Raw genomic sequence first — 16,166 nt, forward strand, 5'->3', positions numbered from 1 at the left:
CCCTCCCCCTCTCGCTGTGATAAACTTCGCTCAATTTCTTTCACTATAGAGTTTGTTATGAGACGAGAACTTGCCATCGAATTCTCCCGTGTTACTGAAGCTGCGGCGCTGGCTGGCTACAAATGGCTGGGACGCGGCGACAAAAACACAGCTGACGGCGCGGCGGTCAATGCCATGCGTATTATGCTCAATAACGTCAATATCGACGGAACCATTGTCATTGGCGAAGGGGAAATTGACGAAGCGCCGATGTTGTTTATCGGTGAAAAAGTGGGCACGGGTAAAGGCGATGCCGTTGATATTGCGGTCGATCCGATTGAAGGTACCCGCATGACGGCCATGGGGCAGGCCAACGCACTGGCCGTGCTGGCCGTAGGCGATAAAGGCTGTTTCCTCAATGCGCCGGATATGTATATGGAGAAGCTGATTGTCGGGCCGGGAGCCAAAGGCGCTATTGATCTTAACCTGCCACTGGCGGATAACCTGCGTAATGTTGCGAACGCGCTGGGCAAACCGCTGAGCGAGCTGACGGTGACAATTCTGGCGAAACCGCGCCACGATACTACCATTGCAGAGATGCAAACACTGGGTGTGCGTGTTTTTGCCATTCCCGATGGTGATGTGGCGGCCTCGATCCTGACCTGTATGCCAGACAGTGAAGTGGATGTGCTGTACGGCATTGGCGGCGCCCCGGAAGGGGTCGTTTCTGCCGCAGTGATCCGCGCGCTTGATGGCGATATGCAGGGCCGCCTGCTGGCTCGCCATCAGGTCAAAGGCGACAGCGAAGAGAATCGCCGGATTGGCGAGCAGGAGCTAAAACGCTGCCGCGGTATGGGGATCGAAGCCGGAAATGTCCTGCGTCTGGACGAAATGGCGCGTAGCGACAATGTGATCTTTTCCGCGACCGGCATTACTAAAGGCGATCTGCTGGATGGCATTACCCGTAAGGGGAATATCGCCACCACCGAAACGCTGCTGATCCGCGGCAAATCACGCACCATTCGCCGTATCCAATCCATTCACTATCTTGATCGCAAAGATCCGGATGTGCAGCGTCATATACTGTAAGGGTATTTGTTCAATTGAGCTTTCCGGCCCCGGCGGGCTGGAAATCTCACACCGCAAGCATGAAGATAAAGCAACGCAACAGAACAGGAGATAACCATGGCGGACTGGGTAACAGGAAAAGTCACAAAGGTACAATTCTGGACCGATGCGCTGTTTAGCCTCACCGTACGTGCCCCCGTTCTCCCCTTCACTGCCGGGCAATTCGCCAAACTTGGGCTGGAAATTGACGGCGAGCGTGTTCAACGCGCTTATTCCTATGTGAATGCGCCAGGCAACCCCGACCTTGAGTTTTACCTCGTGACTGTTCCGGAAGGGAAATTGAGCCCGCGTCTGGCAGCGCTGCAACCCGGCGATGAAATTCTGATGGTCAGCGAAGCCGCTGGATTTTTCGTGCTGGAAGAGGTTCCAGACTGCGAAACGCTGTGGATGCTGGCGACCGGAACGGCGATTGGGCCGTATCTGTCGATTTTGCAGGAAGGGAAAGATCTTGAGCGCTTTAAAAATCTGGTGCTGGTTCACGCGGTACGCTACGCGGCAGATTTAAGCTATTTACCGTTGATGCTGGAGCTGCAAAAACGCTACGAAGGTAAATTACGTATTCAAACCGTCGTCAGCCGGGAAACGCTTTCCGGTTCACTGACCGGGCGCATACCGGCGTTGATTACCAGCGGCGCGCTGGAAGAGGCCGTCGGGCTACCGATCAACGCGGAAACCAGCCATGTGATGTTGTGCGGCAACCCGCAGATGGTGCGCGATACCACGCAATTGCTGAAAGATACCCGGCAAATGGCGAAACATCTTCGCCGTCGACCGGGGCACATTACTGCTGAACATTACTGGTGATCAGCGGAATTTTACTTCCAGCGTATCCTTGCCGTATTTGTTTTCTCCCTGGGTGCCGATAAACGCGCCCAGGTCAATCAGCATCATCACCACAATCACTACCGGGATCAGGCGTCCCACCACCCACGCCATAGTCTCATTCAGAACTTCCCAATGGCCGGAAAGCAGCATCCACGCCAGCACCATCAGAAATCCCCACGCACCGTGACGCCCTCTGTCATGCAGACGTTTTACCATCACGCAGGCCGTCGGCCAGACCAGACACACCAGCAAAAAAGCCGCCATCTGAAAATCAAGCATGCCACTGTTTGCCAGTGCAAACAGCACCGTCATGCTCACGACCCAGAGCACGATCCAAATCCAAAAATCACGACGCCCGATGCGCCCTTTGAAGGAAAACAACCACTGCTGTATGCCCATGTAAGGTTCCTTATTATCGTAATGCTGCGTAGTTTACCCTGGCGGCGGGAGTTTTTGACAAGCCCGTCTGTTATCGTTTTAATCGTGAGCAAACTGTACAGAGGACGATGTTAATGAAAGCGTGGCGTTATCAAATTTGGCTGCTATTTTCAGCGCTGGTCTTCTGCTCGCCCGCCATGGCGGAAGACACACCAACGGTGGCGACTGCGCCCTATTTACTGCCGGGCGCGCCGACGTTTGATCAATCTATTAGCCAGTTTCGCGAGAAGTTTAATAACGACAATCCTACGCTTGTGCTAAATGAATTTCGTGCAGTAGACAGTGACGGCGACAAAAGCCTGACCCGCGCAGCAACGAAAATCAATGAAAACCTCTACGCCTCCACGGCGCTGGAGCAAGGCACGCTGAAAATCAAATCAATGCAGATCACCTGGCTACCCGTGCAAGGGCCGGAGCAAAAAGCGGCAAAATCGAAAGCACAGGAGTATATGGCGGCGTTTATTCGCGAATTTTCGCCAACGCTGACCAGCGCGCAAAGTGTACAGAAGCTGCAAAAGTTGCTGACGAATGGCAAAGGCAAACCCTACTACGCCGAAACGGAAGGCGCGATCCGCTATGTGGTAGCAGATAACGGCGAAAAGGGGCTGACCTTCGCTGTTGAACCGATTAAGCTGGCGTTATCTGAGGCCCTTGAAGGTAACAATAAATGACAAAAAGCAAAGCCTTTCAGGGGATGAATCTCTATACTGTTTCACAGACATGCTGCCCCCAGGGGCGGCCATATTCCTTAATTCGCCAAGCGCGTGGAGAGTAAAAATGCGACATCCTTTAGTGATGGGTAACTGGAAACTGAACGGCAGCCGCCACATGGTAAACGAACTGGTTGCTAATCTGCGTACCGAACTGGCCGGCGTAACAGGCTGTGCCGTTGCTATTGCCCCACCTGAAATGTACCTGGATCTGGCTAAGCATGCTGCTGACGGTAGCCACATCGTACTGGGCGCGCAGAATGTTGACGTTAACCTGTCTGGCGCATTCACCGGCGAAACCTCTGCCGAAATGCTGAAAGATATTGGCGCGAAATACATCATTATTGGTCACTCTGAGCGTCGTACTTACCACGCGGAGTCTGACGAATTCATCGCCAAAAAATTTGCGGTTCTGAAAGCGCAGGGTCTGATCCCTGTACTGTGCATCGGCGAAACCGAAGCGGAAAACGAAGCCGGTAAAACGGAAGAAGTGTGTGCACGTCAGATCGACGCAGTACTGAAAACGCAGGGCGCAGCTGCGTTCGAAGGCGCAGTCATTGCTTACGAACCGGTTTGGGCTATCGGCACTGGCAAATCCGCCACCCCGGCACAGGCACAGGCTGTTCACAAATTTATTCGTGATCACATTGCCAAAGCAGACGCGAAAGTGGCTGAGCAAGTGATCATTCAGTACGGCGGTTCCGTTAACGCTGGCAATGCTGCAGAGCTGTTCACCCAGCCGGACATTGATGGCGCACTGGTTGGCGGCGCGTCACTGAAAGCAGACGCATTTGCCGTGATCGTAAAAGCAGCCGAAGCAGCAAAACAGGCCTAATCGCTGTTAGCTGCTTACTACCTCTCCCCCTGCCGGGGAGAGGTTTATTCAGAGTCTCCCCAGTACGCTAAACCACGCGTAATCCAGCGGTAACAACACCAGATACGTCGCCACCGCCAGCGCCAGACACAGCAACATCCCCGCACGCGCAGGTACTTTTCCCAGCGCCATCGCCACTACAATCGGCGACGCCTGATAAGGCAATAGCGGCGTCGAGTAGCCCAGCACCTGGATCATAATGACCGACAGCAGTGGGAAACCGGTCGCCTCGGAGAAACTCTGCGCCAGCGTAGTAAACAGCGCAGGAACTCCGTTCGCAGTCATAATAAAATTCAGAGCCGTGGTGATGCCCGTCAGCGCCAGGAAGCTGGTGAACGGCCGGTCGGGATCGAGTGGCATGACATGCAGCAATGCATCACCCACCGCGTTACCGATGCCAGTCTGCGTCACGGTGATCGCCAGACCCAGGATCCCGGCAACATAAATACAAGTGCGAATGTTCACCCCGCTGGAAAACTCATCGCCATTAATAAACCCGACACGCGGCAACAGCGTCACGCAGGCCGCCGCCAGGCCCGTCCACGCCGGGCCAATGCCATGCCAGCTTTCGGTCACCCACAGTGTCAGCACTACAGCCAGTAACCACGACAGGCGTTTCTCCTGTCGACTCATTGGCTGTGAAGGCAACTGTTCACGTGGCGCTTGCGGCTGGCCCGGGAACAGCCAGCAAATCAGGCCAATCAGGATCATGCCTTTCAGGATCCCCAGAACCGGCGTGTGCAACAGCAGGTACGGCACATAATTAAGGTGAATACCGTATGAGCCTTCTGCCGCACCGCTCATCACCAGGTTAGGTACGTTTGCAGGCAGAATAGTAGCGGAAAGCTGGAACGTGCCAAATCCCACCGCCAGCGCCAGTCCGTACCAGGGGCGCGTCCCCTCGTGAATGCCCGCGCGTGCAGCCATCGCTGCGACAATCGGCATTAACAGCGCAATGCGTCCCATATTCGAAGGCATGACAAAAGCCAGTGCATAACTCAAGAGCACGACGCTGGCGACCATTTGCAGCCATGAGTCGGTCAGTTTCGCCGATAGCGCCCTCGCCGCCCGATCTGCCAGCCCGGTTTTACGGATGGCGACGCCCAGCACAAAGCCGCTGAACACCAACCAGAAAGCGGAGGAAGCAAAACCGCCAAAGATGACGTCCGTGGGCGCGATTTTTGCCACCATCGCCGCCGTAAAAAACAACAGCGCAGTAATAAACTCCGGCAGCAGTGAAGTGGCCCACAACACGATGGTGATACCGACAATCACAGAGGGAAGGAACAGAGGATGTGTAAACCAGAGCGACATGCCTGTCTCCTGTAGATTTTTTCAGCAAGTCTACGGCGACAGGCAGGAGGAGTAAACGCGAATTATGGTGGGGCTATTTCAGAATATCGCATTGATGATCCTGAATTTCCTCAGCCGAAGCACGGTTAAATGCCAGCCAGTTTCGCTCCGTTGCCAGCAAAATAAAGGAGCCATCGGCCTGCTGCGCCATCGCCAGCGCAAAGCGCCCCAGATGGGCTTTCGCTTCCGGCACTTCTTCAGCCAGCATCAGGAACGGGCTGCGCTGTACCAGCTCCGCCTCGGTCACGCGGCGCGCCAGATAGTGATGACCCCGCAAACCGCCGGGGAAATCCAGCCACTGGCTGCTAATGCGGGCCGCATTGTCATTAAGCTGAGCGCGCACGTCTGAACGCAGGCAGGAAATATGAATATGGAAATGGTTTTGCGTGCGCCCGGTACGCGAGTTAATTGTCAGAGAGATGGCGTTTTCCGGCACTTTACTGCCGCGCTGTTTGCTCATCACATCGCGGGATTGCCATGCCTGCCAAAAGAAATTGGGGGTCGCAGGATCGAGCAACAGCGGGCTCTCCGTACCGTTGATGCGGTAAGTCGGCATCAGCAAAAATTGGAGCGGGCCGTTGCGATCTTTCATCAGTACATAGCCGCTTTTTTGGTTAACCTGCGCGCAAGGTTCCGGGGAGTGATGCTCGCGGGCATTCGGCAGGCATTGCTCCAGGACTATCTGACGTAAGGCATTAGGATTGCCGCTACTCTTAAGCCAATACCAGGCTCCTGCCCCGGCCAATACGGCCAGCACCAACAGAGCAACCGCGATGCGACGAGCTGTTTTCATATTTCCGCTTCCTTTGCTGAAAGAATCGGAATGATAGCGCAAAACGCCAGGGAAGTTGGAAATCCAGAATTTTGCCAGAACCAAACGACATCGCCCTCATGCGAGGGCGATGTGAAGAGGAAGAATTAACGCTTACTGATCTGGTCGAAAGTACCGCCATTAGAGAAATGCTCTTTCTGCGCTTTGGTCCAGCCACCAAACTCATCATCAATGGTAAAGAGTTTCAGTTTCGGGAACGCATTAGCATATTTCGCGGCGACCTGCGGATCGCGCGGGCGATAGAAGTTCTTCGCTGCGATCTCCTGGCCCTCCGGTGAATAAAGATACTTCAGGTAAGCCTCGGCAACTTTTTGCGTGCCTTTTTTCTCCGTCACTTTATCCACCACCGACACTGTCGGCTCGGCAAGGATCGATTCACTCGGCGTCACAATCTCGAACTTATCTTTACCCAGTTCATTGGTCGCCAGTAGTGCTTCATTTTCCCAGGCAATCAGCACATCGCCGATACCACGTTCTACAAAGGTGTTGGTTGCGCCGCGTGCGCCAGAGTCCAGCACTTCTACGTTCTTAAACAGCGCCTTCACGAACTCCTGAGCTTTCGCCTGATCGCCACCATTCTGATGCAGGGCGTAACCCCAGGCCGCCAGATAGTTCCAGCGTGCGCCACCGGAGCTTTTTGGGTTCGGCGTGATCACCGAGACGCCGGGCTTGATCAAATCGCTCCAGTCATGAATTTGTTTCGGGTTGCCTTTACGTACCAGGAAAACGATAGTTGAGGTATAGGGCGCGGAGTTATCTGGCAGGCGTTTGATCCAGTTTTTATCAATGCGCCCGCGTTCAGCGATAGCGTCAACGTCATAAGCCAGCGCCAGCGTCACGACATCCGCGTCGATACCGTTGATAACAGAGGTCGCCTGTTTGCCGGAACCGCCATGCGACTGGCGAATCACAACGTTATCACCGGTTTCTTGTTTCCAGTGCGCACTGAACGCCTTGTTGTATTGTTCATACAATTCGCGCGTTGGATCGTAAGATACGTTTAATAACTGGATATCCTTTGCCAGAACGCTGGTGGAAGCCAGCAGTAGTATTATTCCCACGCCCCATTTATTCATCGCCCACTCTCTCAAGGTTAGCTATTTTGATGGCCTCAGAGTGCCAGAAAGCGAATCAATGAATAAAGAATAAAAAAAGATTTGCTATAACTTGGGGGAATATCAGAAGTGAAAAAACGCCCTCGTATTTGAGGGCGTATCGGTAATTAATAAAGCTTTTTCGCGCAGTCCAGCCAGTCACCTTTAAACGGACGCTTCATGTTTTCGATAGCATCAATGATGTCATGGTGAACCATTTTTTCGTTCTGGATGCCGACACAGCGACCGCCGTAGCCCTGCAGCAGCAGTTCGATAGCGTACGAGCCCATACGGGAAGCGAGAATACGGTCGTAAGGAACCGGCGAACCGCCACGCTGGATGTGACCAAGCACGGTAGCACGCGTTTCACGCTGAGTTTCGCTTTCAATATACTTCGCCAGTTCATCGATATCACAAATGTGTTCAGTGATGGCCACAATCGCGTGTTTTTTACCTTTCGCGATGCCGGCTTTGATTTCCGACACCAGATCTTCGCGGTTGAATTCCACTTCCGGCAGAACGATAAACTCGCAACCGCCGGCAATGGCCGCCGCCAGGGTCAAATCGCCGCAATAGCGCCCCATCACTTCAACAATGGAGATGCGCTGGTGAGAGGAGGAAGTGTCACGCAGGCGGTCAATAGCTTCAACCACGGTTTGCAGCGCGGTGAAGTAACCGATGGTGTAATCAGTACCCGCTACGTCGTTGTCGATGGTGCCTGGCAGACCGATGCACGGAAAGCCCATTTCCGTCAGGCGTTTAGCACCCATATAGGAACCGTCGCCGCCGATAACAACCAGCGCGTCGATACCGCGTTTTTTCATGTTCTCAATAGCCACGGCGCGGATATGCTCTTCACGGAACTCCGGGAAGCGGGCAGAACCCAGGAACGTACCACCGCGGTTGATCATGTCGGATACACTGTAGCGGTCTAGCTGGATCATACGGTCTTCGTACAGGCCGAGGTAACCATCATAAATCCCTGCAACTTCAAGACCTTCTGTTAATGCTGCGCGGACGACACCGCGGATCGCGGCATTCATGCCTGGCGCATCACCGCCACTTGTTAACACACCGATTTTTTTAATCATGACTACCTCTGAACTTAGGAATGCAAAATAAAATTCTGTGGCCCGAAGCGACTCCCCAATGGGAGCGAACAACTATGCTGCAAATAGTATATCAATCCCTGGTTGCTGAATTGATTCAGGTCAGGCCAAATGGTGATAATTTATACACAAAAAGCAGGCCTGACGCATTTTTTTTCCACTGAAAAACGAAAGCTTTTAATTGCTTATCGTCCCTGAATGACAACGGAGCAAGGATCCTGATGAATAATCACATCCGATCCCGGAAAACGCTGCAGAATCGCCTGCTCGACCTGATCGGCAACCCGATGAGCCTGAACCAGCGGCAGGTTATCTTCCATTTCTAAATGAATTTGAATAAAGCGAGTCGGCCCTGACTGCCGCGTGCGAAGATCGTGTGCACCGCTGACGCCCGGCCAGGAAATAACGATTTCGAAAATTTCCTGACGCTCGTTGTCGGGCAATGCACGATCCAGTAATGCCTGGACTGCGTCGTAACCCATGCGTAACGCGCTGGACAAAATATAAACGCCAATACCCAGCGCAAATAATGCATCTGCCCGGTGCCAGCCATACCATGACAAACCAAGAGCGATAAGGATTGCGCCGTTCATCATAACATCAGACTGATAATGAAGCATATCCGCCCTCACGGCCTGGCTCTGGGTTTTACGCACCACCCAGCGCTGAAAAGTGACCAAAATCACAGTACTGAGCAACGCGACCACAGTGACTACCACACCAATGCCTGGCGCATTCAAAGGTTCAGGTTTGACGAGATGCTGAATACCGGTCAAAAACAGAAACAATGCCGAGCCGGAAATAAACATACTTTGCGCCAGGGCAGCCAGTGATTCCGCTTTGCCGTGGCCGAACGTATGCTCTTCATCCGCAGGCTGGAGTGAATAACGCACTACCAGCAAGTTGGTCAGCGACGCGGCAATGTCGACCAGCGAATCAACCAGGGCTGCCAGGATACTGACTGAACCGGTAAACCACCATGCGAAGATTTTAATGACCAGTAATGACGATGCCATGACTGTCGCGGCGACTGCGGCGCGGGTGACCAGCCGCCCATAGGATTCATTCATAGAGGCTCCTGCTTTTCTATGCAGAAATTATAACGGATGGTGCGGGCGGCAATGAAAGGATTAAACGTAAGAAGAGGTGATAGCAAACCGTATGATGCGATAGAAGCCCTTGTTTCTATAGGGAATCGACTACCATCGTTGATGTCATTCGCAGACATACAGATGATAGCCAATTCCCTGACGATTTTTACTGCGTCACGTTTTCAAACAGTGACACAGAATAGAGCCACGCAGGTACCTGACCGATTAAATGTTGATAGCCGTTATAATCGCTATAAAGAGGATCCTGGCAACCATGCTGCTGGGTATAAGTGACGGCAAACATACCCGACTGGATAAAATATTTATCAGCCAATGACGCCACACAGAAATAGGGCTTTTTATTCGCGGCCCGCACAAACTGCGCGACGGCCTCTTTGTCACTGGATTTCACCAGCACAGGCACATCGCCAAAGTCCAGCGGATTGATGCCCGCACGAAAAGTAAAATCTTCATCTTTTACACCAGTCGTCGAATAAAGATTATGCGCAAGAACGTCTTTTTCATAAAAATATTTATTCAACGCAGGTTTATGATCGCCATAAACCACAATCACGGCGTCTTTATCAATTGCTTCAACCTGCCGGGAGAATTCCAGCAGGCGGGATAAAGATTCCTCTACCTCATATTTGTAGACACCTTCACCGCTATCATTATTGAGATAGGGGTAAGGGCCGTGCGTTGACATAGTAATCAGATTCATGAACATTGGTTTACCATGGTGCTCATTCAACGCTTTTAAAGCCGAGCGATAAAGAACAATATCATCTGTTTGCCACTGCCAGGGCTTCTTATTTTTAGCTATTTCACTTGGGACATCGCCCATTTGTGTTATATCGACAAATTGGTCAAAACCAAATTTACGGTATACATCATTTCTGCGCCAGAATGCTCGATTATTATTATGTGCAGCGAATGAAAAATAGTTTTTACTATTTAAAACACTAGCAAAGGATTCGGCATTGTCCTTGAATATATCTACATACTCCTGATAGATTATTCCGGAAAGGTATTTACTATTGCTTGGCAGGCCAGTTAGCATTTCAAATTCAATGTTAGCCGTTCCTGCACCATAATGCGGAGAAGTAGCGCGCATAGCCGTAAAACCATTATCCAACAAGGGCTGGTAGAGCTCTATAAAGTTTTTATTATCGTACCAGCATGATTCACACAAAATGAAAATAACAGTTTTGTTTTTAGGTGTGACATGTGCATAAGCATCACGTAAGGTACGATATTCACGAATGTTATCAACAGACAGCGTTGGCACAGAAAGGCGTACACTCGTCTGCACTAAATGCATCGGCAATCCATGCCGTTTCACATTGCCAGGCCAATCCCATGAGAAATAGTTCATTTCATATTTATTATTGAGCCTGTTAATACCCTCTTTTACCCATCCCGGCATGATTCCTATATTATTAAAATATGGAGAAAATGCCATCGGCGCAGTAATAATTAACAATAAAAAAACCGCAATCTTATTCCCTTTTAAAAAACGAATCTTTTTATCTAAAAAATAAAGCAACACACCAACCAAAACCACAGCAACACAAAGAAAAATCTTATCCAATGAAAGATATTTTGTTGCTAATGTGATATTTGATCCAGCCACGATATCGTTAAAAGAAAGTGGCTGTTCTGTCAGTGATATTTTTGTAGTGCTAATAAAAGCAACAACAATGGAAACCAGTGCTGTTACATATAGAGAAATAAAAACCCTTGCGTTAACAAAACGAAGAATAAGATATAAAAGAATCACAGGAGCAGACATCCAATACATCCTAATTACTTCATGAGCATTTATTCCATATGGACTATCCCCTAGAATATCTAGCGATCTTTTGAGGAGAAATACAATAACAGAAACACACAGAACTTCAAGAAGGGCTCCCTTAATAAAGCCACCGCACAATTTTATAAAATTATTAACCATGTTTTTATCTAACATTTCCCTGGCGCCTGAAATAAAATAATAATTTTTACACCATGATACTACTCATATATTATTTTGACACAGGTTAAAATGTGTAAAAAAGTGAGAATACGGCAAGTTTTGTTCTTTTATAGGGCAAATTTGCAAAATCGTGGTATAAAAAAAACCCCCTCATCATGAGGGGGAAGACAGGGATGGTGTCTATGGCAAGGAAAACAGGGTTTGTTACTGGTAATGCCGGGTACTGCTGCTACTTAACACTGTTGACGGGGAACTTTGCTGCATCTGCGCAATTTCTCGCAGTTGTTCCATCCGTTGTTGATGCTTCTGGTTTAAAACCGCTTGCTGCTCCGGCGTGAGCAGGTGGTACATCTGGTTGCGGACTTTTGCCATTTCAACCTGACGAGCCACCTGTTCCTGCGCCATCTTTTCTGCCTGAGCGCGCACAGCGTTTTCATCAAAATTTTCTGCGGTGACAAGACTGTGCATTGTCTCCATTTCGCTAACATTAACAGGAGGCTGATCGTGTCGTGCCTGTCTCATGAGATCCCGCATCTGTTGACGTTGCTGTTCGGTTAAATTAATTCCGTCGAACATATGGTTCTGGACACTGCGCTGCGCGAGACTATCAGTCGGGTGCCAGTTATCGCCTGTTACGACCTCAGCCGCCTGGCTAACAGCACTTAACGCCAGCGTTGAGGCCATGACGGCAGCGGTAACTTTGCGCATCATTTACTCCAGTAATATTTCCGTATCGCGTATCAACGAGAATGAGTCTACGATTCAGGCTGCAAACATGCGTCAGGGGGTGTAAAACAACGTAAAGTCATGGATTAGCGACTCTTGATGACGTAATTTCTGCCTCGGAGGTATTTAAACAATGAATAAAATCCTTTTAGTAGATGATGACCGAGAGCTTACATCCCTGTTAAAAGAGCTACTCGACATGGAAGGTTTTAATGTGCTCGTTGCTCATGACGGGGAACAGGCGCTCGACCTCCTCGACGACAGTATCGATTTGCTTTTGCTCGACGTGATGATGCCGAAGAAAAACGGCATTGATACCCTTAAAGAGCTACGTCAGACACACCAGACGCCTGTGATTATGTTGACTGCACGCGGCAGCGAGCTTGATCGCGTTCTTGGCCTTGAGCTGGGCGCGGATGACTACCTGCCGAAACCGTTTAATGACCGTGAGCTGGTTGCACGTATCCGTGCGATCCTGCGCCGTTCACACTGGAGTGAACAACAGCAGAACAGCGATAACAGTTCCCCAACGCTGGAAGTGGATGCATTAAGCCTTAATCCGGGTCGCCAGGAGGCCAGCTTTGATGGCACGGCGCTGGAGCTGACGGGCACGGAGTTCACCCTGCTTTACTTGCTGGCTCAGCATTTGGGTCAGGTGGTTTCTCGTGAACACCTGAGCCAGGAGGTTCTGGGCAAACGCTTAACGCCGTTTGACCGCGCCATCGATATGCACATTTCGAACCTGCGTCGCAAACTGCCGGACCGCAAAGATGGGCACCCGTGGTTTAAAACCTTGCGTGGTCGCGGCTATCTGATGGTATCCGCTTCATGATAGGAAGTTTGACTGCCCGCATCTTTGCCATTTTCTGGCTCACGCTGGCGCTGGTTTTGATGCTGGTATTGATGGTGCCGAAGCTTGATTCGCGCCAAATGACAGAACTGCTCGACAGTGAGCAGCGTCAGGGGGTGATGATCGAGCAGCATGTCGAAGCAGAACTCTCTAACGATCCACCTAACGACCTGATGTGGTGGCGCAGGCTGTTTCGCGCCATCGACAAATGGGCGCCGCCGGGTCAACGACTGCTGCTGGTGACGAGCGAAGGCCGCGTCATTGGTGCCGAGCGCAATGAAATGCAGATCATCCGCAATTTCATTGGCCAGGCAGACAACTCCGATCATCCGCAGAAGAAAAAATATGGCCGGGTAGAAATGGTCGGCCCTTTTTCAGTGCGTGACGGCGAAGATAACTACCAACTCTATTTGATTCGACCTGCCAGCAGCTCGCAATCCGACTTTATCAACCTGCTGTTCGATCGCCCGCTGTTACTGCTGATCGTCACCATGCTGATCAGTTCACCCTTGTTGCTGTGGCTGGCATGGAGCCTGGCAAAACCGGCGCGTAAACTGAAAAATGCAGCCGACGAAGTCGCCCAGGGCAATTTACGGCAACATCCGGAGCTGGAAGCCGGGCCACAGGAGTTTCTCGCCGCCGGTGCCAGTTTTAACCAGATGGTAACGGCACTGGAGCGCATGATAACCGCGCAGCAGCGCCTGCTTTCCGATATTTCTCACGAACTGCGTACACCGCTTACGCGCCTGCAACTGGGTACGGCGTTGCTGCGTCGCCGCAGTGGCGAAAGCAAAGAGCTGGAACGAATTGAAACGGAAGCACAGCGACTGGATGGCATGATAAACGACCTGCTGGTCATGTCGCGTAATCAGCAAAAAAATGCGCTGGTGAGCGAAACGGTCAAAGCTAACCAAATGTGGAAAGAGGTGCTGGATAACGCCGCCTTTGAAGCAGAACAGATGGGGAAATCCCTGACGGTCAATTTCCCGCCGGGGCCATGGCCGCTGTACGGAAACCCGAACGCGCTGGAAAGTGCGCTGGAGAATATTGTCCGCAATGCGCTGCGCTACTCACACAGCAAAATCGAAGTCAGCTTTGCGGTGGATAAAGACGGCATCACCATCAACGTTGATGATGACGGTCCTGGCGTCAGCCCGGAAGATCGCGAACAGATTTTCCGCCCGTTCTACCGGACAGATGAAGCACGTGATCGGGAATCCGGCGGCACCGGGCTGGGACTGGCGATTGTAGAAACCGCTATCCAGCAGCACCGCGGTTGGGTAAAAGCGGATGACAGCCCGCTGGGCGGTTTACGCTTAACGCTCTGGCTGCCGTTATACAAACGCGCATGACTGCATGCCCTCTCCCGGCAAGAGAGGGCATTTTCTTGCCCGCGATTATTTACCCCACAACCGACGGGAATCATCTTCAATTTTGCCGTGGATCCGCCGGTTCTGTAACGTTCGCGTCCAGCTGGCCGATAACCCTGCTGCCGACAACAAACGGTGGTACTGCTCATCATCAAACGGCTGATACCAGGCAATCGCACCCGCTTCATCAACGCTCACATCGCTAACCCGTGACGCCAGCTCCAGCGGCGAATCCGTTGAGACGCGCCCCGCTGCAATCACCCGATACAACCAACCGACTTTACCGCTTGCCTGCATCTGTGATGCCATGTCGCTGATAGCAAAGTGAAAGTTAAGTTTAAAGCAGGGCGAGCGCGGCTGCGTGACCTGAATCAGGGCATCGCCCCAACGGAAAATATCACCGATAAACACCGTCTTTTCCGTCAGACCAAACGTGGAAAGGTTCTCGCCAAAAGCCGGGGCGCAAAACAACGATGCCTGCTCGGGGAAACGCTCAGCCCACCAGGCATAATGCTCACGTGGATAATGGCAGAGTGCACGATCCGGGCCGCCGTGGTAACTCTGTTCAGCCTGCTCATCGCCCGCCAGCCCTGCCCCGGTGAGCATCAGTTCACCTTCAACCTGTAATTTTGCGATAGCGCTTGGGCGACTGCCCGCGTAATCCCTGACTTTACCCATAAACACATCAACCGGATGGCGCATTTTCTCTCCTTAGATTTTTATCTGTCACGCTGTTAACTTCGATTTTTTTACCCGGCAAACACCCAGAAATGCGACATTGGTTGGCTTGCCGCCGCACAAGACGTGCTATCACTTACTTGATATTTGAAACGCCATTTCATTCATCAAGGAGACTCTATAATGAGCCAGGTAACCCCTTTCTCCGGCGTCTGGTGTCCTTCTATTACGCCAATGGACAGCGCAGGACGGATTGATTTTAACGGATTGCGTCAACATCTCGCACGCCTAAGTGCGGCGAAAATCGACGTAATATTGTTGATGGGCAGTATTGGCGAGTTCGCCTCCCTCTCACTCGAAGAACGGCTGCTGTTGATCCGCGAAGCTCGCGCAATGTCTTCCGGCGTCATGGTCGCCAATGTCTCTTCGACCTGCTTTAACGATATGCTGTTGATGGCAGCAGAAGCGTACAGCGCAGGTTACCAAGCGGTAATGGCGCTACCGCCTTATTACTATGGGCAGACTGCCAGGCAATTATTGAACTATTTTCGCGCACTGGGTAACGCGTTCAGCGGCAAATGGTTTGCGTATAATTTTCCGGCACGAACCGGCTGTGATTTAACGGCAGATTTAGTGGCGACGCTGGCGGCGGAGTTCCCGAATTTTGCCGGTATCAAAGATACGGTGGATTGCCAGTCGCACACCCGCAATATGATCATTGCCACCCAACAAGTGCGCTCCGATTTTGCGGTCCTTTCCGGTTATGACGAGTACTACATTCCCAATTTGCTGGCGGGTGGCGCCGGGGTGATCTCCGGGCTGAACAACGTGATGCCGGAGCTGTTTGTGAAAGCTCGCGAAGCCTGGCAGCAAAAGGATTTAGCCGCGCTGGAGATTGTGCAACGCGAAATCGGCAAATTTATGGCGATTTATGCCATTGGCGATGATTTTGTCACCACCATTAAAACTGTGGTTTCGCGTAAGTTCGGTTATTGCACGCCAACTGCACGCAACATGGGCGGAGCGCTTAACGAAGACCAGTGCAATATTATTGATCGGGTTTTTGGCACCCAATAATGTCGGATGGCGCAACGCTTAACAGATCTGGCACATGCGTAGCGCCATCCAGGTAAG

General features: G+C 51.5%; 16 protein-coding genes. 7 read left to right on the forward strand and 9 right to left on the reverse strand.

The features are described from left to right. The first annotated feature begins 57 nt into the window (after positions 1-57). On the forward strand, positions 58-1,068 hold the full coding sequence (glpX, locus tag ACUY4S_RS22660; protein ID WP_312691536.1) for a class II fructose-bisphosphatase: 1,011 nt from the start codon (positions 58-60) through the stop codon (positions 1,066-1,068). Between the two features lie 96 nt (positions 1,069-1,164). Then, on the forward strand, positions 1,165-1,911 hold the full coding sequence (fpr, locus tag ACUY4S_RS22665) for a ferredoxin--NADP(+) reductase (protein ID WP_312691535.1): 747 nt from the start codon (positions 1,165-1,167) through the stop codon (positions 1,909-1,911). Here fpr and ACUY4S_RS22670 read toward each other — a convergent pair whose 3' ends face one another. After that, entirely contained in the window at positions 1,912-2,331 is a 420-nt protein-coding gene (locus tag ACUY4S_RS22670) for a DUF805 domain-containing protein (protein ID WP_312691534.1), read from the reverse strand. 113 nt (positions 2,332-2,444) lie between these two features. On the opposite strand from ACUY4S_RS22670, the gene ACUY4S_RS22675 reads away from it, so the two are divergent. Beyond that, positions 2,445-3,041, forward strand: coding sequence for a YiiQ family protein (locus ACUY4S_RS22675; protein WP_312691533.1), 597 nt, complete (start codon positions 2,445-2,447; stop codon positions 3,039-3,041). A 106-nt stretch (positions 3,042-3,147) separates the two neighbouring features. Further along, entirely contained in the window at positions 3,148-3,915 is a 768-nt protein-coding gene (gene tpiA, locus ACUY4S_RS22680) for a triose-phosphate isomerase (protein ID WP_312691532.1), read from the forward strand. A gap of 48 nt (positions 3,916-3,963) precedes the next feature. On the opposite strand, the gene ACUY4S_RS22685 is transcribed toward tpiA, so the two are convergent. The 7 genes from ACUY4S_RS22685 to cpxP all read right to left on the reverse strand — a co-directional run bounded on the left by ACUY4S_RS22685 (position 3,964) and on the right by cpxP (position 12,116). Further along, positions 3,964-5,268, reverse strand: a complete 1,305-nt coding sequence (locus ACUY4S_RS22685; RefSeq protein ID WP_458022954.1) for an SLC13 family permease — start codon at positions 5,266-5,268, stop codon at positions 3,964-3,966. Between the two features lie 73 nt (positions 5,269-5,341). Next, positions 5,342-6,100, reverse strand: coding sequence for a CDP-diacylglycerol diphosphatase (locus ACUY4S_RS22690; RefSeq protein ID WP_312691530.1), 759 nt, complete (start codon positions 6,098-6,100; stop codon positions 5,342-5,344). Positions 6,101-6,225: 125 nt separating this feature from the next. Continuing rightward, entirely contained in the window at positions 6,226-7,215 is a 990-nt protein-coding gene (locus ACUY4S_RS22695) for a sulfate ABC transporter substrate-binding protein (protein WP_312691529.1), read from the reverse strand. Positions 7,216-7,361: 146 nt separating this feature from the next. Next, positions 7,362-8,324 (reverse strand): 6-phosphofructokinase, encoded by a 963-nt coding sequence (gene pfkA / locus ACUY4S_RS22700; RefSeq protein WP_312691528.1) that lies wholly within the window; start codon positions 8,322-8,324, stop codon positions 7,362-7,364. A gap of 203 nt (positions 8,325-8,527) precedes the next feature. Next, positions 8,528-9,412: a CDF family cation-efflux transporter FieF gene (gene fieF, locus ACUY4S_RS22705; protein WP_312691527.1), complete on the reverse strand. Its 885-nt coding sequence runs from the start codon at positions 9,410-9,412 to the stop codon at positions 8,528-8,530. 187 nt (positions 9,413-9,599) lie between these two features. Next, positions 9,600-11,402: an LTA synthase family protein gene (locus ACUY4S_RS22710; RefSeq protein ID WP_458022953.1), complete on the reverse strand. Its 1,803-nt coding sequence runs from the start codon at positions 11,400-11,402 to the stop codon at positions 9,600-9,602. Positions 11,403-11,612: 210 nt separating this feature from the next. Continuing rightward, on the reverse strand, positions 11,613-12,116 hold the full coding sequence (cpxP, locus tag ACUY4S_RS22715; protein WP_312691567.1) for a cell-envelope stress modulator CpxP: 504 nt from the start codon (positions 12,114-12,116) through the stop codon (positions 11,613-11,615). A 151-nt stretch (positions 12,117-12,267) separates the two neighbouring features. Here cpxP and cpxR point away from each other — a divergent pair, with 151 nt between their 5' ends. Both cpxR and cpxA read left to right on the forward strand, forming a co-directional pair. Further along, on the forward strand, positions 12,268-12,966 hold the full coding sequence (gene cpxR / locus ACUY4S_RS22720; RefSeq protein ID WP_312691526.1) for an envelope stress response regulator transcription factor CpxR: 699 nt from the start codon (positions 12,268-12,270) through the stop codon (positions 12,964-12,966). Continuing rightward, positions 12,963-14,336, forward strand: coding sequence for an envelope stress sensor histidine kinase CpxA (gene cpxA / locus ACUY4S_RS22725; protein ID WP_312691525.1), 1,374 nt, complete (start codon positions 12,963-12,965; stop codon positions 14,334-14,336). The genes cpxR and cpxA overlap by 4 nt, the downstream gene beginning before the upstream one ends. Before the next feature lie 45 nt (positions 14,337-14,381). On the opposite strand, the gene yiiM is transcribed toward cpxA, so the two are convergent. Then, positions 14,382-15,056 carry a 6-hydroxyaminopurine reductase gene (yiiM, locus tag ACUY4S_RS22730; RefSeq protein WP_458022952.1) on the reverse strand — a complete coding sequence of 225 codons (675 nt, stop codon included), beginning with the start codon at positions 15,054-15,056 and terminating at the stop codon, positions 14,382-14,384. 159 nt (positions 15,057-15,215) lie between these two features. Between yiiM and ACUY4S_RS22735 the strand changes: the two genes are divergently transcribed. Next, positions 15,216-16,109, forward strand: a complete 894-nt coding sequence (locus ACUY4S_RS22735) for a dihydrodipicolinate synthase family protein (RefSeq protein ID WP_458022951.1) — start codon at positions 15,216-15,218, stop codon at positions 16,107-16,109. The last annotated feature ends 57 nt before the right edge of the window (positions 16,110-16,166 follow it).

Source organism: Kosakonia beeri, assembly GCF_054165705.1.